This is a genomic window from Sulfitobacter sp. 1A15299 (assembly GCF_043556915.1).
Lineage (GTDB): Bacteria > Pseudomonadota > Alphaproteobacteria > Rhodobacterales > Rhodobacteraceae > Sulfitobacter.
This window is the reverse complement of sequence record NZ_JBIFFJ010000001.1, coordinates 151,265-173,465: the sequence shown is the minus strand read 5'-3', so window position 1 is coordinate 173,465 and position 22,201 is coordinate 151,265. Positions and strand designations below refer to the sequence as shown.

16 protein-coding genes and 1 pseudogene are annotated in these 22,201 nt (G+C 62.6%); 6 read left to right on the top strand and 11 right to left on the bottom strand.

All coding sequences use genetic code 11. The features are described from left to right. Positions 1-56: 56 nt before the first annotated feature. Entirely contained in the window at positions 57-1,409 is a 1,353-nt protein-coding gene (locus tag ACGYK7_RS00795) for a PIN domain-containing protein (RefSeq protein WP_394398105.1), read from the top strand. 224 nt (positions 1,410-1,633) lie between these two features. Here ACGYK7_RS00795 and ACGYK7_RS00790 read toward each other — a convergent pair whose 3' ends face one another. The 10 genes and pseudogenes from ACGYK7_RS00790 to mutM all read right to left on the bottom strand — a co-directional run bounded on the left by ACGYK7_RS00790 (position 1,634) and on the right by mutM (position 15,596). Next, positions 1,634-4,276 (bottom strand): AAA family ATPase, encoded by a 2,643-nt coding sequence (locus ACGYK7_RS00790; RefSeq protein WP_394398103.1) that lies wholly within the window; start codon positions 4,274-4,276, stop codon positions 1,634-1,636. A 305-nt stretch (positions 4,277-4,581) separates the two neighbouring features. After that, a complete protein-coding gene (locus ACGYK7_RS00785; RefSeq protein WP_394398101.1) occupies positions 4,582-5,823 on the bottom strand; it encodes an abortive infection family protein in 1,242 nt (413 codons plus the stop codon). 214 nt (positions 5,824-6,037) lie between these two features. Continuing rightward, on the bottom strand, positions 6,038-8,452 hold the full coding sequence (gene gyrB / locus ACGYK7_RS00780) for a DNA topoisomerase (ATP-hydrolyzing) subunit B (protein ID WP_394398099.1): 2,415 nt from the start codon (positions 8,450-8,452) through the stop codon (positions 6,038-6,040). A gap of 79 nt (positions 8,453-8,531) precedes the next feature. Beyond that, positions 8,532-9,152, bottom strand: a pseudogene (locus tag ACGYK7_RS00775) (LysE family translocator). Continuing rightward, a complete protein-coding gene (recF, locus tag ACGYK7_RS00770) occupies positions 9,149-10,246 on the bottom strand; it encodes a DNA replication/repair protein RecF (RefSeq protein WP_394398097.1) in 1,098 nt (365 codons plus the stop codon). The pseudogene ACGYK7_RS00775 and the gene recF overlap by 4 nt, the downstream one beginning before the upstream one ends. Before the next feature lie 59 nt (positions 10,247-10,305). Next, positions 10,306-11,424, bottom strand: a complete 1,119-nt coding sequence (dnaN, locus tag ACGYK7_RS00765; RefSeq protein ID WP_394398095.1) for a DNA polymerase III subunit beta — start codon at positions 11,422-11,424, stop codon at positions 10,306-10,308. 162 nt (positions 11,425-11,586) lie between these two features. Next, positions 11,587-12,945, bottom strand: a complete 1,359-nt coding sequence (dnaA, locus tag ACGYK7_RS00760; protein WP_394398093.1) for a chromosomal replication initiator protein DnaA — start codon at positions 12,943-12,945, stop codon at positions 11,587-11,589. Positions 12,946-13,465: 520 nt separating this feature from the next. Beyond that, complete coding sequence (rpsT, locus tag ACGYK7_RS00755) at positions 13,466-13,729, bottom strand: 30S ribosomal protein S20 (RefSeq protein ID WP_067261164.1); 264 nt, start codon at positions 13,727-13,729, stop codon at positions 13,466-13,468. Between the two features lie 174 nt (positions 13,730-13,903). Further along, positions 13,904-14,680, bottom strand: coding sequence for an enoyl-CoA hydratase (locus ACGYK7_RS00750; protein ID WP_394398091.1), 777 nt, complete (start codon positions 14,678-14,680; stop codon positions 13,904-13,906). Positions 14,681-14,744: 64 nt separating this feature from the next. Continuing rightward, positions 14,745-15,596, bottom strand: coding sequence for a bifunctional DNA-formamidopyrimidine glycosylase/DNA-(apurinic or apyrimidinic site) lyase (mutM, locus tag ACGYK7_RS00745; protein ID WP_394398089.1), 852 nt, complete (start codon positions 15,594-15,596; stop codon positions 14,745-14,747). 100 nt (positions 15,597-15,696) lie between these two features. Here mutM and ubiE point away from each other — a divergent pair, with 100 nt between their 5' ends. Continuing rightward, positions 15,697-16,449 carry a bifunctional demethylmenaquinone methyltransferase/2-methoxy-6-polyprenyl-1,4-benzoquinol methylase UbiE gene (gene ubiE / locus ACGYK7_RS00740; RefSeq protein WP_394398087.1) on the top strand — a complete coding sequence of 251 codons (753 nt, stop codon included), beginning with the start codon at positions 15,697-15,699 and terminating at the stop codon, positions 16,447-16,449. Continuing rightward, on the top strand, positions 16,449-17,981 hold the full coding sequence (ubiB, locus tag ACGYK7_RS00735; RefSeq protein WP_394398085.1) for a 2-polyprenylphenol 6-hydroxylase: 1,533 nt from the start codon (positions 16,449-16,451) through the stop codon (positions 17,979-17,981). Before ubiE ends, ubiB begins: the two co-directional genes overlap by 1 nt. Positions 17,982-18,014: 33 nt before the next feature. Here the strand turns inward: ubiB and ACGYK7_RS00730 are convergent, their stop codons facing one another. Next, positions 18,015-19,196 carry an acetyl-CoA C-acyltransferase family protein gene (locus ACGYK7_RS00730; RefSeq protein WP_394398083.1) on the bottom strand — a complete coding sequence of 394 codons (1,182 nt, stop codon included), beginning with the start codon at positions 19,194-19,196 and terminating at the stop codon, positions 18,015-18,017. A 115-nt stretch (positions 19,197-19,311) separates the two neighbouring features. Here ACGYK7_RS00730 and ACGYK7_RS00725 point away from each other — a divergent pair, with 115 nt between their 5' ends. The 3 genes from ACGYK7_RS00725 to tdh all read left to right on the top strand — a co-directional run bounded on the left by ACGYK7_RS00725 (position 19,312) and on the right by tdh (position 22,197). Beyond that, positions 19,312-19,878 carry a helix-turn-helix domain-containing protein gene (locus ACGYK7_RS00725; RefSeq protein WP_067261174.1) on the top strand — a complete coding sequence of 189 codons (567 nt, stop codon included), beginning with the start codon at positions 19,312-19,314 and terminating at the stop codon, positions 19,876-19,878. Between the two features lie 94 nt (positions 19,879-19,972). Further along, the gene (locus ACGYK7_RS00720; protein ID WP_394398081.1) at positions 19,973-21,157 is read left to right on the top strand and encodes a glycine C-acetyltransferase; all 1,185 of its coding nucleotides are present in this window, start codon (positions 19,973-19,975) and stop codon (positions 21,155-21,157) included. Then, a complete protein-coding gene (gene tdh / locus ACGYK7_RS00715; protein WP_394398079.1) occupies positions 21,157-22,197 on the top strand; it encodes an L-threonine 3-dehydrogenase in 1,041 nt (346 codons plus the stop codon). The genes ACGYK7_RS00720 and tdh overlap by 1 nt, the downstream gene beginning before the upstream one ends. Positions 22,198-22,201: the final 4 nt, after the last annotated feature.

Here is a 22,201-nt window from a genome sequence, read left to right as displayed (position 1 = left end):
CTGCGAGGTCGAGGCAGCCCCAAACCGACTCAGTGCGGACTAACCTGGCTTTCGCTATGATCGCGACATCAGCCTCTTCCGACGTTGGCTGTGAGCAGAATGCAGCCGGATCGCTCCGCGTCCGGCGCGATTGCCATCAAACCATATGCGGACTACAAACTGCTGCGCATCACGGATTCGTCCTCGGTCTGCCGAAATTGGAGGTGACATGGTTAACTGTGCGGCTCATGCCTCATGCTTGTCTGCTCGGGAGATCTACGCATTTGCCTGAACTAACCGCTGCCGAGATCGACGACGCCATAAGCCGCGGGCAGATTACGCTGTTGAGTATCGATACCTCGATTTTTAGCCAATATCAGAACGGGCTCGAGCATGGGCTCCTACAGCGCCTTTCTCAGTTCGAGGCATCTGATGTCGACCTCGTTCTTTCTGATGTTGTGGTCGGCGAAGTCTATCGGCACATGGTTGAAGCCGCAGTTTCGGGTGACAAAGCATTGAAGGACGCCGTGAAAAGGTCTGGCGCAGCCCGCAACCTGGATAAGGCAGCGCGCGAGGCAATCGTCGCGGGTGTAGCCCTGGGGGAAACGCCGGAGCAGTGTGTGACCCGGCGCTGGACCGATTTTCAGGCTCGGACCGGTTACAAACTGGTTGTCACGGCAGACTTAGTTTCCGCCGGAGATCTCTTCAACGCCTACTTTGAAGTCAAGCCGCCGTTTGAGAGCAAGGAGACCAAGAAGTTTGAGTTCCCGGATGCTATGGCACTACAGGGCCTTGAGGCATTCGCGAAGCACGCTGACAAACTCATGTTGGTGGTCTCAGCTGATGGTGGGTGGCTCAACTTCTGCAACCAATCCGCGTGGCTGATACATGCGCGGGAACTCGGGGCAGCAATGTCCCTATTCCAGAAAGTTCCGAGCGTAGTGTGTGCCGCGCTGTCAAACCAAGTCGCGGACGGGAAGGCAGACCAACTGCATTCCGCAATTGAGAATGAACTGATGTCCTTTGTGGAAGGCATGGAGATCTACCCGGAAGCCAGTGCTGCCTTCAGCTATGAACCCGAAGTCGAAGAGAAAGAATATCAAAGCTTCGAGTTTCGCGATGGCCCTGTATTCAAGCTCATTGATCATGAAGAGGCAGAAGAAGTCTTTGTTTTTGAGACCGTTGTCGATGTAAATATTTCCGTGTCTTGTAGCTTCTCGTTCCAAGTCCGCGATGAGGGTGAATACATTTCGATCGGCGGAGCATATGCAACCGCGGAAGCGACACAGAAAATGTCGCTTGTGGTCACGATCTATGGTGATCCCAAAGCCGAGTTTGATGTCGTTGAAGTCGAAGTTTTGGACCATGATAAATGGGTTGATTTCGGCTATGTTGAGCCTGACTATGGGGATGATCACGACTACGATTGATGACAGCTGGGTAGGAGCGGAGGAGCGCTTGCGTAGCGTAATTGCGACCCGGGTCGGTCCCTCTGGGCTCTGAGCCGACCTCGGGTGCAGCGCGGCATCTCTCAGTTCGAACACGCTCCGCGGCAGCGTGGACGGCCCAAACCCGACGTTCGGCTGCCCCCAAAAGTGGGCCTGCTTCGCACCTCATCACGCTCGTTCGAGGAAATGAAAGGGATGTGTCGCATCTACTTTTTTGGCTTCATCTGTGGCCGCGCCGCTTCGGCGGCCAAGCTCTCGGTTTTCAAATCTTTGACGAGTGTTTCCAAAGCCTCGATATCAGCCTCGAAGTCTTCAGGCTTGGGGACCGAAACGGTGTCTGCGGCTGGATTGTCATGGCTGTAAGTATTCGCCCGCGTCATGCCCTCGTGGAACCGGATTGCCAGCGTGTCCGACAAGGTGACATAGCGCAGCAGCTGCGTCTGGATGACGTCAGTGCCTCGGCGCACGATGTCCTTGAATATGATCTCTTCGACCGCGCGCTCATAGGTGTCGCGGAGCCTACCATAGAGATGCTTCACCCGATACTCATACTCGGCCGGGCTCGTTTTTAACAGTTTGGGCAACGGCGCGAAGTCATTCTTGATTTTTCCGATGCGCTTGGCAACGTTGAGCCCCTTCCAGACCATGCCAGCGGCATCGATCTTTCCGGCGGCATCCTTGTCGCCGAACAGTGCGATCGTCACCGGCTCGATGCCTTGGTTCTCCGCAGCACTGCACAGTTCGTTGAAGAAGATGATGTCATGGGTAAACACTACCACCTGCCGCTGGCTGGCCTCCTCGGCAAGACGTTCGGCGACCCTCGCGCTGCGGTCGCGGTCGAGCGACGATACCGGATCGTCTATGATGATCGGCCCGGAGCCGTCGGTCAGCGCCACCTCGGTGAGAAAGCCCGCCAGCGCGAGCCCTCGCTGCTCGCCCTCGCTCAGGATCTCTGATGTGACCTTGGTCAGCTTGGTCTGAGGATCGACCTCGAATTCGGCCTTGGTCTGACCGCTCTTGCGCGAAAGCCCGACTCTAAGATGCATGATGTCGAACCGCTCGCGCTCGGCATCGAAACGCTTCATTACTGCGGATGTTAGATGCGTATCGACCAGTTCGTTCGCGCGCTGCGTGATGCCCCTGGTCTTTACTTCGGCAAGCGCCTTGGCATAGGCGGCCTCGTTCACGAGGAGATCCCGCCGCAAGACCAACTTGGCGCGGTTGGATGTCAGAATTTTCCGGTCTTCAAGTTCCGCCTTTTCATTGGCCAGATTCTCGCGCTCCTCCGCATCACCGGCCTTGGAGAGCCCGTCCTTCTCGTCCCTAAGCTTCTTCGCGAGTTCCTTCAGCTCGGCATGCGGCGAGACGATAGGCGGAACGGGCGCGCTTTCCTCGCCCGCCAGCCTCGCAGCGGCGTCAGATCGCCGATGGGTCGCCGAAAGCTGAAAGTTCGATAGCGCTTCGGCCAGTTCCGGCTCGCGTTGCCGGACCTGTTCGACACGATCGGCGAAGTCCTCAGCACTTAGATGCCTCAGCGCCGCAAGTCCGCTGGTTGCATGTGCGACCGCCTCTTCGGCCTTGGTCGCGGCGACATCGAGCGTATCATCCATATACTTTTGAAAACGTTCCATCCGCGCGGCGCCGTCTGGGTGCAGCGGCTGCTGGCACAGCACGCAGGCAGCCGGTCCTGTCTCGCTCGAAGTGACCGGGAATTCGGCACCGGCATAGGCCTCGCGCACCGAGTAGTCGCGCGCCGCGGCCCACAGCGCACGCCAGCTCTCACTGCCCACGCCGGGAAGCGGCTCGTCCGTGAACAGTTCACCTGCCGACAATTGCGCGGTGCGACGCGCTGTGACGGCAGTATTCCGCAAGGTGGTGAAACTCGACAAGGACGTGTCCGAAAACGCGGTCGCGGCAGTTTCGCATTCGCCGGCAACGGACTCCATCCAGCCTATCAGCGCTGTCAGGTCTGCAACGGCTGCGGCGCCCGCCGACAAGAACGACGTGACCTCGTCGAGCCGTTCTTGGTCCCTAACCGAGAATTTGGTCGCCGCATCAATTTTGGCGTCGGTCGTGGACTTGCTGAGTGCGCGGTCGAAAGCTTGAGCGCTGGTGGCGCGCTGGACTGGAAACTCGATCGCGGTCAGACTGACCTTGTTCCCTACGGCGATCGCTTGCTCCGCTTCAAGCCGGTCCCTCAGTTTGAGGCAGATGGCATTGAGCCGGTGTGGAAGCGCGAGGCCAAAGGGCAAATAGCTTATCTGGTTGCCTCCATCTACATAGAGTTGAGCGGAAAGCGAGTCGAACACCGCAACCCGCGCGAGTTCGGGCGCAGCCGTCATGCCTGTCGTCCAGGCGATCGACGTGTCGCCGCTGCCCGCATCAATCATGATGTCGGCCGCCTGTGGCCCGCTGCTGCCGCCGTAGACGTCCTCAAGGACTTTAAGCTTGGCCGGATTTTCTACGCGCGTCCGGCAGGCCGTGCGCAAGATCCGCACAAAGCCGCTCTTGCCGCTGCCGTTCCGACCATAAACGACCGTCAACGCCTTGGGGCAGAAGTCAAGACCAGCTTTCGAGACGAGCCGGTTAACATTTTCCACATTGGCAATGCCCTTGAGCACGATCGGATCTCGCTTGCAGTCGGCAAAATGGTCCTTGGCAAACGGGACTGGCGTCGGTGCCGGTGTGGGAAGATCTAAGCCAGCTGTCTCCTTTATCATCGCGAGTAGTTCGTCGAGATCTGTATCGGTCAGTTCGTCGCTGGTCGCGAGCCGATGCAAGCAGTCTTGCCGCCAAGGCGAAAGCTTCTTCGACCATGCTTCAATGTCATTGATCGGACCTTCCACCATGCGCCCTTCGCCTTTGTTCTTCGAATTCCATCGCTATCGAGTCGTTAGAAGCTACTCGAGCAAATCTGCTTTTTGAATTGGCAGTGTTTATAATTTCAAGAAGTATGCTCGAGAATCACTTCTGACGCCGACCGCCGAACGGCCTCTCCTCATTCTCCCATGCCCCCGCCCTGTTATTGGCTTCAGTCCGGCCATGGTTGCAAGTCGCAGCGAAGGTCAGCTCTCCGCCCTTTCGGCAAAAGGATCGATATGTGTGCCGTAGTTTCACTATGAGACCGGACAGACATTGATGTGACTATTCTGGTCTACTGCTGGGTAAGGTGACGATCCAAGACGAAATCAACGAATGTGCTGGCGGCCCCAATCGCAAGACGGGCATGGCGTGGTTGAAGTCCTTTGAAGTCGCGGCCGCGGCCGTGGCCCTTGCCATATGCATTCCGCAATGGAGCGAGAGAATGCGCGATATTACCCAAGCTGGTCAGAATACCTCTGATTTCGTTCGCTCCTTTGGCGCTTTCGGCAATTCCATCCGGCATGATCTTGATCTCCTTGCGAAGGAGCTTCAGCAACTCGGGGATTTCCGCCTTTTCAGGATATTCCACCTTCCGATCATCCAGGATCAGTTTGCAGCAGCTCTCGACGATTTCCTTGGCCAGGGCGATTGCCTCGCCAGGCTCACTGTCGCCGATGCGCTCGAGGCGTCGAAGGTCCTCGTAGAGGGTGTCTGAGTTCAGGGTGGCCGCCACGGACTTGATGCGCTGGACCGATCCACCCAGGGCGTGAACCTTGCGTTGCGGCACATAAGCCGGTCTGCCATCTATGATGGCGTCCTCGACGAGTTCCCATCCGTCAGCCCGCAGGTGACCGTTGAATGCCCTGGCGAGCGCGTCCTGCTCCGAGTCTTCTTTCCGGACGATGGGATGGAGAACCTCGCAGATGAACTTCAGGAAGATGTCCTGCTCGGCAGCATAGAGACGGAAGCGCGGGTCGCTGTAGACCCAATCCTGTGGCCAGTCGAAGTTGTTGACGCAGTGCTGCCAGATGTCCTGCTCGGCGTTCTGGAAGCGGCTGTCATGAGAAGGCAGGGAGGTTAGATCAAAGGTCCGGCTGAGAAAGGCGATCTCATCCAAAGCGCCGTGCCAGACCGTCTCCCTGGCGCGCATTTCGTCGAGGATGGCGGCGCGTGTCCGTTCGCGGATCTTCCCGTCGGACAGACGCCGCCCCGCCGGCGGCGCGCGCATCGGCGAGATCTCCGCGCTCACCCAGTATCCATTATCCTTGCCTGTGACGAGTTCGAGGTTCTTTGAAATGATCCCGGCGATCTCATCCCGACTGTTCTCGATCGACACGAAAACGCTGACCGGGACGCGAAGAAAGACAGTCCAGAGTTCAGTGCCGCCATCCCAATTATCGTAGCCGACCTCGTTGATCTCGATGTCAGCCTGGCTCATGGCGCGGAGAGCATCGTGTTCGCCCTTCTGGCGAAGGAGCTCCGCCACGGTGGGCAGGCTGCCTTCGATCTCGCGTCTGATGCTCAGGTATCTCATAGGCTTCGGCTCAGAGTGTTGGAAAGAAGCAGGTGGGCAGTCCCCAACCCACCCTCCATCATTTCCCGTCTTTGTTTTAGGCCACGGCGAAGCCTCGAAGAGCGGCCAGCGCCGAACCAGATAGTATGCGGTTCGGTCTTGCCCGCGCAAACCTTTGGGCAAATCGCGCAAACTTATGGGGATCGCGCACGATTACACGCGATCTTACACGCCCTCAAAAATCCAAATTCTCCACGCTCAGCGCGTTCTGCTGGATGAACTCGCGGCGCGGCTCTACCACGTCACCCATCAGCTTGGTGAAGAGATCGTCGGCCTCGGCCATATCCTCCACGCGGACCTGCAGCAGCGTGCGGGCGTCTGGGTCGAGGGTGGTTTCCCACAGCTGGTCGGGGTTCATCTCGCCCAGGCCCTTGTAGCGCTGCAGCGACAGGCCCTTTTCGCCCTCGGCGAGGATCGCGTCGAGGAGGTCCATCGGGCCGTAGATCATCTGGCTCCGGTCCTTGCGGATCAGCTTGGCGGGTTGGTCGTAGACCTCCTGCAAGTGCTTGGTGAAGCTGCCGGATTTCTTCGCCTCGCCCGAACGCAGCATGCGGCCGTCAAGCGTGCGCACCTCTTCCACGCCGCGCAGGATGCGGGCGAGGCGGATGCCGTGGTCTTGCGTAATGCGGCCCTGCCAGCCGCGCTCGTATTCCAGCGCGATGAGGTTCAGACGATCGGCGACCTTGTCGGCCACGCCCTGCAGGTCGCTGTCCACCGCGCCCTCGACAAAGGCCCCGGCGATGGCCGCCTGTTCGAGGATGTGGCGCGGGTAATGCGTCGGGAAGGCCTCCAGCACGCGCTTGAGCTGGCGCGCCATGTCGACCACGCGGGTGAGGTCTTGGCCGGTGATTTCCTCGCCATTGCCTTGGCGCAGCATGGCGCCGTCGACGCCCTGCTGGATCAGGTAGTCCTCCATCGCGGCCTCATCCTTGAGATAGACCTCGGACTTGCCGCGGGACACTTTATAAAGCGGCGGCTGCGCGATGTAGAGATGGCCGTTCTCGATCAATTCGGGCATCTGACGGTAGAAGAAGGTCAGCAGCAGCGTCCGGATATGCGCGCCGTCGACGTCGGCGTCGGTCATGATGACGATCTTGTGGTAGCGCAGCTTGTCGATGTTGAACTCGTCGCGCCCGATCCCGGTGCCGAGCGCCATGACGAGGTTGCCGATCTCCTGAGAGCCCAGCATCCGGTCGAAACGCGCGCGTTCCACGTTGAGGATCTTGCCCTTGAGCGGCAGGATCGCTTGCGTCTGACGGTCGCGCCCGGTCTGGGCCGAGCCGCCGGCGCTGTCCCCCTCGACGAGGAAGACTTCGGTCTTGGACGGGTCTTTTTCCGAGCAATCTTTGAGCTTGCCGGCGAGGAAGTTCACGTCCATTGCCGTTTTGCGGCGGGTCAACTCGCGCGCCTTGCGCGCCGCCTCGCGGGCCTGCGCGGCCTCCACGATCTTGCCGACGATCTGCTTGGCCTCGTTCGGGTTCTCCTCGAACCATTCGGCGAGGCGTTCGTTCATCAGACCCTCGACCGCCGGGCGCACCTCGGAGGAGACCAGCTTGTCCTTGGTCTGTGACGAGAACTTCGGATCGGGCACTTTCACCGACAGCACGCAGGTCAGACCCTCACGGGCGTCGTCGCCGGTAAAGCTGATCTTCTCCTTTTTGGCGATGCCGCTGGTCTGGGCATAGTTGTTGATGGTGCGCGTCAGTGCGCCGCGGAAGCCCGCCATATGGGTGCCGCCGTCGCGTTGCGGGATGTTGTTGGTGAAGGGCAGAACCGTCTCATGGTAGCTGTCGTTCCACCACATGGCGACCTCGATGCCGATGTCGTCCCGCTCGCCGGTGATGAAGATCGGCTCGTCCATGACCGCGTGTTTGTGCCGGTCGAGGTATTTGACGAATTCCTTCACGCCGCCTTCGTAGTAAAGCTCGGTGCGCAGCGGCTCGACGGGGCGCTCGTCCTTCAGGATAATGCGCACGCCGGAGTTCAGGAAGGCCAGTTCGCGCAGGCGCTTTTCCAGCGTCTCGAAGCTGTAGTCGATGTTCGAGAAGGTGTCGGTCGAGGCCATGAAGCGGACCTCGGTGCCGGTGCGGTCGGTCTCGCCCACGACTTCGAGGTGCTTGGTGGTGAAGCCGCCTTCGAAGCGCGCGATATGTTCCTTGCCCTCGCGCCAGATGCGCAGCTCCAGCCAGTCCGAGAGCGCGTTCACGACCGAGACGCCGACCCCGTGCAGACCGCCCGAGACCTTGTAGGAGTTGCTGTCGAACTTCCCGCCCGCGTGCAGCTGGGTCATGATGACCTCGGCCGCCGAGACGCCCTCTTCCTCGTGGATGCCCACCGGGATGCCGCGGCCGTTGTCGCTCACAGATACGCTGGAATCCGCGTGGATCGTGACGGTCACCGCATCGGCATGACCGGCCAGCGCCTCGTCGATGCCGTTGTCCACGACCTCATAGACCATGTGGTGCAGGCCCGAGCCGTCGTCGGTGTCCCCGATATACATGCCGGGGCGTTTGCGAACAGCCTCCAACCCTTTGAGAACCTTAATGGAATCGGCACCGTATTCCTGTGGTGTCAGATCAGTGTCGGACATGCGGAGAAAACCCTTATCGTTTGCCCGATTTATAGTGGTTTGGCCGGGGATTGTCACGCCGATCCCCCCATATTTTGTGTCAGGTGAAGGGGATGATCAGCCCGACGAGAACCAGCATCGCGCCGGAGGCCAGATTGATCCGCCGCAGGGTGCGCGGGGCGGTCAGAAAGCCGCGCAGATGGCCCACCAGAAGCGCGATCACGAGGTTGCCCAGAAGCGGCACGATGACCGAGGCCGCGAGGATCGCGGCGATGTCCGGGGCGGTGACCGCGCGCAGGTCGAAGAAACCCGGCAGCACGCCCATGTAGAAGAGCACCGCCTTGGGATTGCCGAGGATCGCGATGAGCCCCGCAACGAAACCCGCCCACATGCCGGGGCGGGTAAGGCGGCGGTCGGTGTCGATCTTTGCGCCCGCCTGCCGGATCAGGCCCATCCCCATGGCGATGAAGACCAGCGCCGCGGTTCAGCGCAGCACCTCCATAAGCGTGTCGAAGGCCGAGACGATCCAGGTGATCCCGAGGATCGCCACCAGCGGCCAGAGCATGTCGCCCACCGCCACGCCAAGCGCCAGCGGCCAGGCCGCCTGAAACCCGCCCGAGAGCGCGCGGGCCATCATCGCCAGCCAGACCGGGCCGGGGGTGAGGAAAAGGATCAAAAGCGCGCCGCAATAAAGCAGCAGGTCGGTAGGGGAGAGGGTCATGACCGTCGCGCCACCTGTGACAGCCAGTCTTCCTCGGTGACCTCGACGTATTGCGCGCGGTCTCCGAGGCTGTCGAAAAGCTCCGGCCCGGTGCCGGTCATCCAGGCCTGCGCGCCGAGTGCCGTGATCTCATCATAGAGCGCCGCGCGGCGGGCGGCGTCGAGATGGGCGGCCACCTCGTCCAGCAGCAGAAGCGGCGGGGCGCCGAAATCGGCGGCGATGGCGCGGGCATTGGCGAGGATGAGCGAGACCAGCAGCGCCTTTTGCTCCCCGGTCGAGCAATCCCGCGCGGCGATGCCCTTGGCAGCATAGGTGCCCTCAAGATCGGCGCGATGCGGGCCGATCAGCGTGCGCCCGGCGGCGACATCGCGCATCCGGTTGTCCGACAGCGCCCGGCGCAGCCCCTCGGCGCTGTCGGGCATGTCGTTTTGCAGCATCAGCGTGGCGATGGGGAAGGCGGTCTGTGCCTCCTCCTGCGCCGTGGCGAGGGCGATGAGGGCTTGTTGCCGGTTGGCATGGATCTGCGCCCCGGTCTCGGCCATGCGGTCCTCGAGCGCGGCGTACCACGCGGGCTCGCGCACCATGTCCTTGAGCAGGCGGTTGCGCTCGCGCATGGCCTTTTCGTAGCTGAGCGAAAGCTCGGCATGATCGGGCAGCATCGAAAGCGTCACCCGGTCGAGAAACCGCCGCCGCCCCTCGGCCCCCTCGATCCAGAGCCGGTCCATCGCGGGAATGAGCCAGAGCACCCGGGCGATCCGCCCAAGCGCTGTCTGCGCGGTGGCTTTGCCGTCGATCTTGGTCTGCCGGGCGGCACCGCCCTCGGACCAGATTTCGACCTCGTGGAGAACGCTTGGGCCGTGCAAGACCCCGGTGATCTTCCAGCCCAGAGCCTCGGGGCGGCGCGCCATGTCCTGCGCGCTGCTGCGCCGCAGCCCGCGCCCGGGCGACAGGAGCGAGATCGCCTCGATCACATTGGTCTTGCCCGCGCCATTCGGCCCGTAAAGCGCCACGGGCCGCGCGTCGACTTCGATCACCGCGCGTTTATGCGAACGGAAATGCGAAAGGCCAAGGTTGGAGAGAGACAGCTGCGCCATTCAGCACCCGTTTTCTTTGAAAGAAAACGGCGCGGAAATTGTGAAAATTTCCGCCAGCGTCACACGCGCATCGGCATGACGACATAGACCGCCGATGTATCGGTGCCCTCGCGCATCAGGGTCGGGTCGCCCGAGGAGTTGAACAGGAAAACGGCGTTCTCACGGTCCACTTGGCTGGCGATCTCCAGCAGGTATTTCGCGTTGAAGCCAATCTCGAGCCGCTCGTCGCCGTAAGCCACGGCCAGTTCTTCCTCCGCTGCGCCGCTGTCGGGGGCGTTGACCGAGAGCACGAGGCGGTCTTCGTCGAGTTGCAGTTTCACGGCGCGCGAACGCTCCGAGGAAACGGTCGCCACGCGGTCCACCGCGCGGGCGAAATCGGCGGCGTCGACTTCCATTTTGCGGGTGTTCCCCTGCGGGATCACGCGGGTGTAGTCGGGGAAGGTGCCGTCGATGACCTTGGAGGTCAGGGTGATGGCCGGGGTGGCGAAACGGATCTTGGTCTCGGAGACGGACACCGCGATTTCCATCTCGTCATCGTCGAGCAATTTGCGCAGCTCGCCCACGGTCTTGCGCGGCACGATCACGCCGGGCATCTCCGCCGCACCTTCGGGCATTTCAGCGTCGATCCGGGCCAGACGGTGACCATCGGTCGCCACGCAGCGCAGCGCCTTGCCGCCCTCGGCGTCAGCGACATGCAGGTAGACCCCGTTAAGGTAATACCGCGTCTCCTCGGTGGAGATGGCGAATTTCGACTTGTCGAACAGGCGGCGCAGCACCGGGGCCGGGGCCGAGAAGTTCGAAGCATATTCCGACGAGGCCATGACCGGGAAATCCTCGCGCGGCAGTGTCGCCAGCGAGAAGTTCGATCGGCCTGCTTCGACCGTCAGGCGGCCAGCGGCGGTGTCAGATGTAAGGCTGATCAGCGCGCCATCGGGCAGCTTGCGCACGATCTCATGCAGCAGGGTGGCCGAAACGGTGGTGGCACCGGCGCGCTCGACTTGCGCTGCGACCTTGTCGACCACTTCGATGTCCAGATCGGTGGCGCGGAAGGAGACATCGCTGCCCTCGGCCTCGATCAGCACGTTGGCGAGGATCGGAATGGTGTTGCGGCGCTCGACCACGGATTGGGCTTGCGAAACGGCCTTGAGCAGTGCCGCGCGTTCGATGCTGAATTTCATGTGCCTTCTCCCATACCGACTGCCGGGAGAGGCAAACTACCCGGTTCCCACGCTTACACAAGAACTTTTGTGGCTTTGTTGAAGTGAATGCAAGAGGGGCGCAAGCTGCGCCCCCGATCGCTGTTTGATCGTGTCCTGAGGACAACCCTCAGGCCGCTATGACTAGGATTCGAGCGCCCGGCGCAGCAGCTCCAGATCCTCGGCGATCTGCCCGTCCGAGACCTTGAGTTCTTCGATCCGGCGCACCCCGTGCATGACGGTGGTGTGGTCGCGCCCGCCGAAGCGGCGGCCGATCTCGGGCAGGGAGCGGCTGGTCATCTGTTTGCACAGATACATGGCGACCTGACGCGGGCGCGCGTAGCTGCGCAGGCGCTTGGGGCCGATCATGTCGCTGAGGCGGATGTTGTAATGGTCGGAAACCTTGCGCTGGATTTCCTCGACCGAGATCTTGCGCTCGGAAGCGCGCAGCACGTCGGCGAGACAATCCTGCGTCAGCCCCATGTCGATCTCGCGGCCCACCAGCGATGCGAAGGCGAAGAGGCGGGTCAGCGCACCTTCGAGGACGCGGACGTTCGAGGTGATGCGATGCGCGAGGAATTCCAACACGCCGTCGGCCACTTCAAGGTCGGGGTAGGTCTTGCGCTGCACGTCCACCTTGCTTTGCAGAATGCCGAGGCGCAACTCGTAGTCCGTGGGGTGCAGGTCCACGATCAAGCCGCATTGCAGGCGCGATTTCACGCGGTCTTCGAGGTCTTTGATCTCACCCGGGGCGCGGTCGGCGGAGATGATGATCTGCTTGTGCTGGTCCACCAGCGCGTTGAACGTGTGGAAGAACTCTTCCTGCGTGGAATCCTTGCCCGCGATGAACTGCACGTCATCGACCATCAGCACGTCGACAGAGCGGAAGATTTCCTTGAAGTCCATCATCTTGCGGTCGCGCAGGGCCTGCACGAAACGATACATGAACTGCTCGGCCGAGAGGTAGAGCACGTTCATCTCGGGCTTGCGCTCATGCAGCTCGCGGGCGATCGCGTGCATCAGGTGGGTCTTACCAAGGCCGACGCCCCCGTAAAGGAACAGCGGGTTGAAGGTGACGGGGCCGCCTTCGGCGACGCGGCGGGCGGCGGCATGGGCCAGTTCGTTGGGCTTGCCGACGACGAAATTGTCAAAGCTGAAGCGCGGGTCGAGCGGGGCGGTGCTGAGCTGCGAATTGGCGGCGGGTTTCACGGCAGCCGAGGTCTGACGCGCAGCCGGGGCGGGCTTTTCGGCGGCGGGGGGCTGCTGATTCAGGGCAAAGTTCAGACGCGTGGCATCGGTGCCCGTCACGTTGATCTCATGCAGAATCAGGTCCGAGAAGTTCTGGCTGACGTAGTTGCCGAAGAAATTTGTCGGCACTTTGAGCGTCACAATTCCGTCTTCGACGGCGCCGGGCACAAGCGGTTCAATCCAAGTGGTGTAGTTGTTCTGCCCCACGGTCTTTAGAAGCCGCTCTTTGATCTCGCCCCAGTGATCTAGTGTCATCGTGCCTTACGTCCCGCTTTGCTCTTCGCACAGAGACCGAGTGGTTCTCGGCCCATAAATTGTTTCACCCGGCAACAGGTCATCCACCCGGTCCCACGCGGATGACCGACCTGTGTCCTTCGGACTTTTAAAGAATGGCCTGCCCATGCGCCTGATGTGCCGTAAACCGGCGCAAGAGGCGCTGAACGAACCGTTCGTGTTCTCATCGACAGGGTAAACGTGCTGGCAGCAGCATTCACGATGGTACGCGGAACCGTTTGTGAACGGTCACTTGCACCCCCCTGAATTTGGCATTCTGCCAGTTGGCTGACGCCGTGTTCAGGGCCTGTCCCCCCAAGCGAAATGAATCGCTGGACCTTTGGTAGCAAGTGTTTCCGGTTCGCTTCAACATATCTTCCATCTTGACTCAGAGATTGCCGGAAAAGAATCTCTGGCGTGTTTTTTTCGCTGCACCCGCACGAAAAAAGGCGCCGCAATGCGGCGCCTCTTGTGTTTCTAAGGGCTTGGCTGAGAAGCCGAATTAGCCCAGTGCTTTGACCCGCGCGGACAGGCGCGACATTTTGCGCGACGCGGTGTTTTTGTGGAAAACGCCTTTGGTGACGCCGCGCATCAGCTCGGGCTGGGCGGCTTTCAGAGCGGCGGTTGCAGCTTCTTTGTCACCGGAGGTGATCGCCTCTTCGACTTTGCGCAGGTAGGTGCGGATGCGCGAACGGCGTGCTTTGTTGATCGCAAAACGCTTTTCGTTTTGACGGGCGCGTTTTGCGGATTGACGGGTGTTTGCCATGAGTATCAGCCTTCGGGTTCATATGTTGCGTAGCAATGCGTGACGCCAACCCGACCGGAGATCCGGACCCCCTTTGGGGTAGGTGATTCTAGCCAGAGCGGGCTGCACGCGCATGTATTGGTGCCGCCTATAAGGCAGCGGGCGCGGCAATGCAAGCCGCGCCGGGGGCGACGCTTATTTGTCGCGGAATTGCGCTTCGCGCTTTTCGAGGAAGGCGGACATGCCTTCGTTCTGGTCTTCGGTGTTGAACAGCGAATGGAACATGCGACGCTCGAACAGCAGCCCCTCGCTCAGCGGCACCTCATAGGCGCGGTTCACGCATTCCTTGACCACGGTGGCCGAGATCATCGACTTCTCGGCGATCTTGGCCGCGGCGCCGAGCGCCTCTTCCATCAGTTTCTTCACTGGCACCACGCGGGACACGAGCCCCGAGCGTTCGGCTTCTTCGGCATCCATGAAGCGGCCCGTGAGGTTCATGTCCATCGCTTTGGACTTGCCCACCAGCCGTGTCAGACGCTGGGTGCCGCCGATGCCCGCCACGACGCCGAGGTTGATCTCGGGCTGGCCGAACTTGGCGCTTTCCGAACAGATGATAAAGTCACACATCATCGCCAATTCGCAGCCCCCGCCGAGGGCATAGCCCGACACGGCGGCGATGATCGGCTTGCGCACGCGCAGAATCTGATCGGTTTCGGGCGTGAAAAGATCCCCCATGAAGACGTCGACAAAGCTTTTCTCGCGCATCATTGCGATGTCGGCCCCGGCGGCGAAGGCCTTTTCCGAGCCGGTGATGACGATGCAGCGGACCTTGTCGTTTTCCTGCGCGCTTTTCAGCGCCTTGGCGAGTTCACCCAGCAGCGCCTCGTTGAGCGCGTTCAGCGCATCCGGGCGGTTCAGGGTGATCAGGGCCACATGGTTGTCCACGTCCACGGTGATCGTTTCGTAAGCCATCAAGAATGCTCTTTGTTGTTGCGCTCAGGGGAATGTGCATACCACGGCCCCCCCATGTTTCAAGTTATCTTTGGCAACGCGGACAATAGAAGGAAGAGCGTCCGCTTTGCACGATGCGCGCGATGGTGCCATCGCAGCCGGGTCTGCGGCAGGCTTGGCCCGCGCGGCCATAGACGTCGAAACTATGTTGGAAATAGCCCAATTCGCCATCCGCTTGCCGAAAATCCTTGAGCGACGATCCCCCCGCCGTGATCGCATCCGTCAGCACGTTTCGGATGATCGGCACCAGCCCGGCGACCCGCGCAGCCGAGATGCGCCCGGCCTTGCGGGCCGGGTGAATCCCCGCGCGGTAAAGCGCTTCGCAGACATAGATATTGCCCAAGCCCGCCACGATCCGCTGATCCAACAGCGCAGATTTGATCGGCGTGTTGCGGCCTTTCAGCGCGGCGACCAGATGCGCTTCGTGAAAGTCGTTGCCCAAGGGTTCCGGCCCGAGCAAGGCGAGCAGCTTGTGCGTCTCGGCCCCGGCGGTGGGCATCAAATCCATCGCGCCGAAACGGCGCGGGTCGTTAAAGGTGATCCGCGCACCGTTACCCATATGCAACACGACATGGTCATGTTTCTCGGGCGCCGGGTGGTCGTGCTGAAATTGCCCCAAAGGGTCGCCTGAAACCAGCATCCGCCCGGACATGCCCAAATGCACCAAGAGCGATTCCCCGTTTTCCAGATCGGCGAGGATGTATTTTGACCGCCGCCGCAGCAACCCGACGCGCTGCCCGGTGAGCCGTTCCGCCATCCGCTCGGGGAAGGGCCAGCGCAGGTCGGGGCGGTTCACCTCGGCGCGGGCGATCACTTGGCCCTCCATCGCAGGGACCAGCCCCCGGCGGACGGTTTCGACCTCTGGCAGTTCCGGCATCTCGGTTTCCCCTCTGGCTTGCCTGTGACAAAAGGCACGCATTGTCCCTGCCCCCCGGCACCCTATAACAAGGGACAGAACCAGAGGATCGCAAGAGCAGATGACCCAGGACGCTGACAAAACAACCCATTTCGGTTTCGAGACCGTGCCCGAACATGAAAAGGCCGGGCGCGTGCAGGGTGTGTTCAACTCCGTCGCCAGCAAATACGACATCATGAACGATGTGATGAGCATGGGGATCCACCGCGTCTGGAAAGAAGCGATGATGGACTGGCTCGCCCCGCGCCCCGGTCAGAAACTGCTCGATGTGGCGGGGGGCACTGGCGATGTGTCTTTCAAATTCCTCAAACGTGCCGGGCGCGGCCATGCCACCGTGCTCGACCTGACCGAGCCGATGCTGGTCGAAGGCCGCCAGCGGGCCGAGGCGGACAGGCTGACCGGCAGCCTTGATTGGGTCGTGGGCGACGCGATGGCGCTGCCGTTCCCCGACAACACCTTTGATGTCTACACGATCAGCTTCGGCATCCGAAATGTGACCCGCCCCCAAGAGGCGCTGAACGAAGCGTACCGCGTGCTGCGCCCCGGTGGCCGTCTGATGGTGTTGGAGTTCAGCCAACTGCCCAATCCGGCGATGCAGAAAGCCTATGACCTCTACAGCTTCAACGTGATCCCGCGCATGGGCCAAGCCATCGCGGGGGACCGCGACAGCTATCAATATCTGGTCGAATCGATCCGCAATTTCCCTGATCAGGAGACCTTCCTGTCGATGGTGCGCGCGGCGGGCTTTGGGCAGGCCAAGTATCGCAACCTGTCGATGGGGATCGCGGCGCTGCATTCGGGTTGGAAGCTCTGATGCGCGGTCCGCACAACATCTGGCGGTTGATCCGCACGGGCGCGACGTTGGAACGCGCCGGGGCGATGAATGTGGTGCTGGATGCTTTCGATGCCTCCCCGCCGCTGCGTTTCGTGGCCCGCGCGCTTGGTCTTCCGTTCAAATGGCTGGGCTATAGCGGCGACCCGACGATGCCGCCCGCCACCCGCGCGCTCACGGCGCTTGGCCCGGCCTACATCAAATTCGGTCAGGTGCTGTCGACCCGCCCCGACGTGGTGGGCGACGATCTGGCGGTGCAATTGCGCGTGCTGCAAGACAAACTGCCGCCCTTTGACATGGCGCTGGCCCGCAGCGCGGTCGAGCAGGAGTTGGGCGTGCCGGTCCGCGCGATCTTTTCCGAGTTCAGCGAACCCGTCGCCGCGGCCTCCATCGCGCAGGTGCATCACGCGCGGCTGGCCGAGACCGGCGAGGAGGTTGCCGTCAAAGTCCTGCGGCCCGGCATCGAGAAAGCCTTCCGCAAGGACATCGACGCCTTCTACCTCGCCGCGCGGATGGCCGAGATTTTCTCGCCCGGGTCGCGCCGTCTGCGCCCGATGGAGGTGATCGAGCATTTCGACGGCGTCGTGCGGGGGGAGTTGGACCTGCGGCTCGAAAGTTCCGCCGCGTCGGAGTTCGCGGCCAACACCAAGGATGACGCCGGGTTTCAACTGCCCGAAATCAAATGGAATTATTCGGGCCGCCGCGTGATGACGCTGGGCTGGGCCGATGGGCTGCCGCTGGGCGACAATGCCGCGCTGGATGCGGCGGGGCACGACCGGGTGGCGCTGTCGGAACGGGTGCTGCAACTCTTCCTCCAGCACGCTCTGCGCGATGGTTATTTCCACGCTGACATGCACCAAGGCAACCTCAAGGTCGCCGCCAATGGCGACATCATCGCCTATGACTTCGGCATCATGGGTCATATCGACAGCTACACCCGCCGGGTCTATGCCGAGATTCTCTATGGCTTCATCCGCCGTGATTACCAGCGCGTCGCCAAGGTGCATTTCGAGGCGGGTTATGTGCCTGCCGACAAGGACGTTGACGAGTTCGCCCGCGCCCTGCGCGCGGTGGGCGAGCCGATTTTCGGCATGGATGCCACCCGCATTTCCATGGCGCGGCTGCTGACCTATCTGTTCGAGGTGACCGAGCGTTTCGGCATGGAAACCCGGACCGAGTTGATCTTGCTGCAACGCACCATGGTCGTGGTGGAGGGGGTCGCCCGCTCGCTCAACCCGCATATCAACATCTGGGAAGTCGCCAGCCCCATCGTGACCGACTATATCACCAAGTCGCTCGGTCCGCGGGCCATCGTCTCTGATCTGCGCGACACGGCGATGGTCATGGCCCGTTTCGGCCCCCGCCTGCCGGGGCTGGTCGAGCAGGCGCTGAACCGGCAGGCTCAGGAGCAGCCCGAGCGCCGCCCGCGTTTCTGGCGCTATATCGCGGCGACTGCGGTGATGTCCGGTGTGGCCGGGGCCACCACAATCGCCCTGATCGACGCGCTGCTTTAGGGCAGGGGGCCGCGCGGCCCCCAACCCCGGCCTTCAGGCGATACGTTCGATGGCCATGGCGATGCCTTGCCCGCCGCCGATGCACATGGTGATCAACGCGCGCTTACCGCCGATCCGCTCCAATTCGTAGAGCGCTTTCACCGTGATGATCGCCCCCGTCGCGCCGACCGGGTGGCCAAGGGCGATGGCGCCGCCGTTCGGGTTGACCTTTGCCGGATCGAAGCCCAGTTCCTTGCTCACCGCCAGCGCCTGGCTCGCGAAAGCCTCGTTGCTTTCGATCACGTCAAAGTCATCGGCCTTCAGCCCGGTGCGCTCCAGCAGGCGGCGCACGGCGGGGACCGGTCCGATGCCCATGACCTCGGGTCGCACGCCCGCGTGGGCGTAGCCGAGGAGGCGGGCCCGGGGTGTGAGCCCGGCGGCCTTCGCAGCCTCCGCGCGCGCCAGCACCAGCGCCGCGGCACCGTCGTTGATGCCGCTGGCGTTGCCCGCCGTGACGCGGCCGTCCTTCTGGAAGACGGGGCGCAGCCCGGCCAGCGCCTCCGCGGTGGTGGACTTGGGGTGTTCGTCGGTGTCGAAAGGCACCATGTCGCGCTTCACCTTCACCTCGACGGGCACGATCTGGTCTTTGAAGTGTCCCGCCGCGATGGCCGCCGCCGCGCGTTCCTGGCTTTGCAGGGCAAAGGCGTCCATCTCTTCGCGGGTAATCATGTGTTCATCCGCCACGTTCTCGGCCGTCACGCCCATATGGCCGGTGCCGAAGGGGCAGTTCAGCGTGCCCAACAGCATGTCGAGGCTGCGTGCATCGCCCATCTTCTGGCCCCAGCGGGCATCGGGCAGCACGTAAGGCGCGCGCGACATGCTTTCGGCGCCACCTGCAAGCGCGAAGTCCGCATCGCCCAGCATCAGGCTTTGCGTGGCCGAGACCAGCGCCTGCACGCCCGAGCCGCAAAGACGGTTCACGTTCATCGCTGGCACCTCGTCGGGCACGCCCGCGTCGCGCGCGGCGACGCGGCTAAGGTACATGTCGCGCGGCTCGGTGTTGATGACGGTGCCGAAGACGACATGGCCGATCTGCGCCGGATCGACGCCCGCGCGCGCCATTGCTGCCGCCGCGACGGTGCTGCCCAGCTTGGTGGGCGGGGTGGCGGCAAGCGCGCCGCCGAAAGTGCCGATGGCGGTGCGTGCGCCGCTCAGGATGACGATATCGTCTGACATGAAACTCTCCTCTGATCGTTGGCGGCACTATGGGGGGCGGGCAAGGCAAAGTCAGGCGAAACGTCCCGTCATGCGGCGGCTTGACAGGAGCGAGGTGCCGCGCGACATATCCGCCATGACGGACAACACCGACAAGATCCTGACACAGCTGCCCGCCCGCCTGAAAGAGGCGCGGCAGGGGCAGGGGCTGTCGCTCGATGCCGTGGCGAAGCTTTCGGGCGTGTCGCGCTCCATGGTCAGCCAGATCGAGCGCGGCGAGTCTAGCCCGACCATCGCCACGCTGTGGAACCTGACCCGCGCCCTGCAGGTGGATTTCGCCGGCCTTCTCGACGCCGCCCCCGGCGAGCCGCAGATCGAGGTGCTGCGCAGCGCCGCCGTGCCGACGATCAGCAATCTGGGCGACGGTTGCCGCATTCGCATCCTGTCGCCGCCCGAGGAAGCCGGGCATCACGAGGTCTATGAATTGCTCATCGCCGAGGGCGGCGTGCTCGACAGTGCGCCCCACACCCGCGGCGCGCGCGAGCATCTCAGCGTCTTCGAAGGCGCGGTGGAGGTCACCAGCGGCAGCGGGACCGAGCGGCTGCAGGCTGGCGACACCGCGCGCTATGCCGCCGACGTGCCCCATGCGATCCGCGCCACTGAAGGGCCGGTGCGCGCCTTTCTGGTCGTGCAGGACGCCTGACCTCCGATATATCGGAAAAAATCCGCCATTCCGGAAATCCTCTATTTCGGAACGGCCTCCGTTATGGTAGATGCCTTCTGAAAAGGAGAGCCTCATGACCCAAGCATTTCTATCCCATGTCACCGACACCCTGTCCGAGATCGACGCCGAGGGCATGATGAAGCGCGAGCGGCTCATCACGACGCCGCAGGGTGGCGAGATCGCCGTGGGCGACCGCGAGGTCATCAACCTTTGCGCCAACAACTACCTTGGCCTTGCCGATCACCCCGAGCTGATCGCGGCGGCCAAGGAAGCGATGGACGAAAAGGGCTTCGGCATGGCCTCGGTCCGCTTCATCTGCGGCACGCAGGACATCCACCGCGAGCTGGAGCAGAAGCTGGCCAATTTCCTCGGCCATGACGATTCGATTCTCTTCGCCGCCTGTTTCGACGCCAACGGCGGGCTGTTCGAGCCGCTTCTGGGGCCGGAGGACGCGGTCATTTCGGATGCGCTGAACCATGCCTCGATCATCGACGGCATCCGGCTGTGCAAGGCCAAACGCTACCGCTACGCCAACAGCGACATGGAGGATCTCGAGGCCAAGCTGAAACAGGCGCGCGAAGACGGCGCGCGCTTCATCATGATCGCGACCGATGGGGTCTTCTCGATGGACGGCTACCTCGCCAAACTGCCCGAGATCACCGCACTGGCCGAAAAATACGAGGCGCTGGTGATGGTCGACGACTGCCACTCCACCGGCTTCATGGGGCCGAGGGGCGCGGGCACGCCGGCGCATCACGGGGTCAAGGTCGACATCGTGACCGGCACGCTGGGCAAGGCGCTCGGCGGCGCCATCGGCGGCTATATCGCCGGGCCACAGCCGGTGATCGACCTGCTGCGCCAGCGCGCGCGGCCCTATTTGTTCTCGAACTCGCTGCCCTCGTCGATCGTGCGCGCCGGCATCCGGGCGCTGGAACTGGTGGAAGAGGGCGACGCCCTGCGCGCGCGGCTTTTCGAGAACACCGAATATTGGCGCGCAGGGCTCGAAAAGCTGGGCTTTGACCTGCTGCCGGGCGAGCACCCCATCGTGCCGGTGATGCTGGGCGAGGCGCAACTGGCGCAGGACATGGCGGCCAAGCTCTTTGAGGAAGGTGTCTATGTCTCCGGCTTCTTCTTCCCGGTGGTGCCGCGCGGTCAGGCGCGCATCCGCACCCAGATGAACGCGGCCCTGACGCGCGAGCAACTAGACCGCGCGCTGAAAGCCTTCGAGACGGCCGGCAAGGCCTGTGGGGTGATCTGATGGCGACCAATGAGATGAAGGCACTGGCCAAGTTGCACCCGCGCGAGGGGCTGTGGATGACCCATGCCCCCGTGCCCGAGATCGGCCCCGACGATGTGCTGATCAAGATCAATAAGACCGGCATCTGCGGCACCGACATCCACATCTGGAACTGGGACGACTGGGCTGCCGGGACCGTGCCGGTGGGGCTGATCACCGGCCATGAATTCGCGGGCGAGATCGTCGAGCTTGGCCGCAACGTCGAGGGGCTGGAGATCGGCCAGCGCTGCTCGGGCGAGGGGCATCTGATCGGCAAGCAGTCGCGCCAGAGCCGCGCGGGCAAGTTCCACCTCGATCCCGCGACGCGGGGCATCGGTGTCAACGAGCAGGGGGCGTTCGCGCAATACCTGCGTCTGCCCGCCTTCAACGTGGTGCCGCTGCCGGACGAGATTTCGGACGACATCGGCGCAATCCTCGATCCTTTGGGCAACGCGGTGCACACGGCGCTCAGCTTCGATCTGGTGAGCGAGGACGTGCTGATCACCGGCGCGGGGCCGATCGGCATCATGGCCGCCGCGGTGGCGCGGCACGTGGGCGCGCGGCATGTGGTGATCACGGATGTGAACCCCGACCGTCTGGCGCTGGCGGAAAAGGTCGCCGATGTGGTGCCGGTGAACGTGGCCAAGGAGGACCTGGGCGCGGTGATCGGCAAGCTGAAGATGAAACAGGGGTTTGACGTCGGCCTAGAGATGTCGGGCAACCAGCAGGCGCTGGATCAGATGGTCGAGGCGATGACCATGGGCGGGCGCATCGCGATGCTGGGCATTCCGCCGGGCAAATCGCCGGTGGACTGGAGCCGCATCGTCTTCAAGGCGATCACCATCAAGGGCGTCTATGGGCGCGAGATTTTTGAAACTTGGTACAAGATGATCGCCATGTTGGAGAACGGGCTGGATGTCTCGGGGATCATCACGCACCGCTTCGGGGTCGACGATTTCGAACAGGGTTTCGCCGCGATGAAATCGGGGCGGTCGGGCAAGGTGGTGCTGGACTGGACCTGAACCG

Excerpts from the sequence above, each read along its gene's own strand:
- ACGYK7_RS00795 (WP_394398105.1), top strand. The coding sequence starts at position 57 with ATGATCGCGACATCAGCCTCTTCCGACGTTGGCTGTGAGCAGAATGCA.
- ACGYK7_RS00790 (WP_394398103.1), bottom strand. The coding sequence starts at position 4,276 with ATGGTGGAAGGTCCGATCAATGACATTGAAGCATGGTCGAAGAAGCTT.
- ACGYK7_RS00785 (WP_394398101.1), bottom strand. The coding sequence starts at position 5,823 with ATGAGATACCTGAGCATCAGACGCGAGATCGAAGGCAGCCTGCCCACC.
- gyrB (WP_394398099.1), bottom strand. The coding sequence starts at position 8,452 with ATGTCCGACACTGATCTGACACCACAGGAATACGGTGCCGATTCCATT.
- recF (WP_394398097.1), bottom strand. The coding sequence starts at position 10,246 with ATGGCGCAGCTGTCTCTCTCCAACCTTGGCCTTTCGCATTTCCGTTCG.
- dnaN (WP_394398095.1), bottom strand. The coding sequence starts at position 11,424 with ATGAAATTCAGCATCGAACGCGCGGCACTGCTCAAGGCCGTTTCGCAA.
- dnaA (WP_394398093.1), bottom strand. The coding sequence starts at position 12,945 with ATGACACTAGATCACTGGGGCGAGATCAAAGAGCGGCTTCTAAAGACC.
- rpsT (WP_067261164.1), bottom strand. The coding sequence starts at position 13,729 with ATGGCAAACACCCGTCAATCCGCAAAACGCGCCCGTCAAAACGAAAAG.
- ACGYK7_RS00750 (WP_394398091.1), bottom strand. The coding sequence starts at position 14,680 with ATGGCTTACGAAACGATCACCGTGGACGTGGACAACCATGTGGCCCTG.
- mutM (WP_394398089.1), bottom strand. The coding sequence starts at position 15,596 with ATGCCGGAACTGCCAGAGGTCGAAACCGTCCGCCGGGGGCTGGTCCCT.
- ubiE (WP_394398087.1), top strand. The coding sequence starts at position 15,697 with ATGACCCAGGACGCTGACAAAACAACCCATTTCGGTTTCGAGACCGTG.
- ubiB (WP_394398085.1), top strand. The coding sequence starts at position 16,449 with ATGCGCGGTCCGCACAACATCTGGCGGTTGATCCGCACGGGCGCGACG.
- ACGYK7_RS00730 (WP_394398083.1), bottom strand. The coding sequence starts at position 19,196 with ATGTCAGACGATATCGTCATCCTGAGCGGCGCACGCACCGCCATCGGC.
- ACGYK7_RS00725 (WP_067261174.1), top strand. The coding sequence starts at position 19,312 with ATGACGGACAACACCGACAAGATCCTGACACAGCTGCCCGCCCGCCTG.
- ACGYK7_RS00720 (WP_394398081.1), top strand. The coding sequence starts at position 19,973 with ATGACCCAAGCATTTCTATCCCATGTCACCGACACCCTGTCCGAGATC.
- tdh (WP_394398079.1), top strand. The coding sequence starts at position 21,157 with ATGGCGACCAATGAGATGAAGGCACTGGCCAAGTTGCACCCGCGCGAG.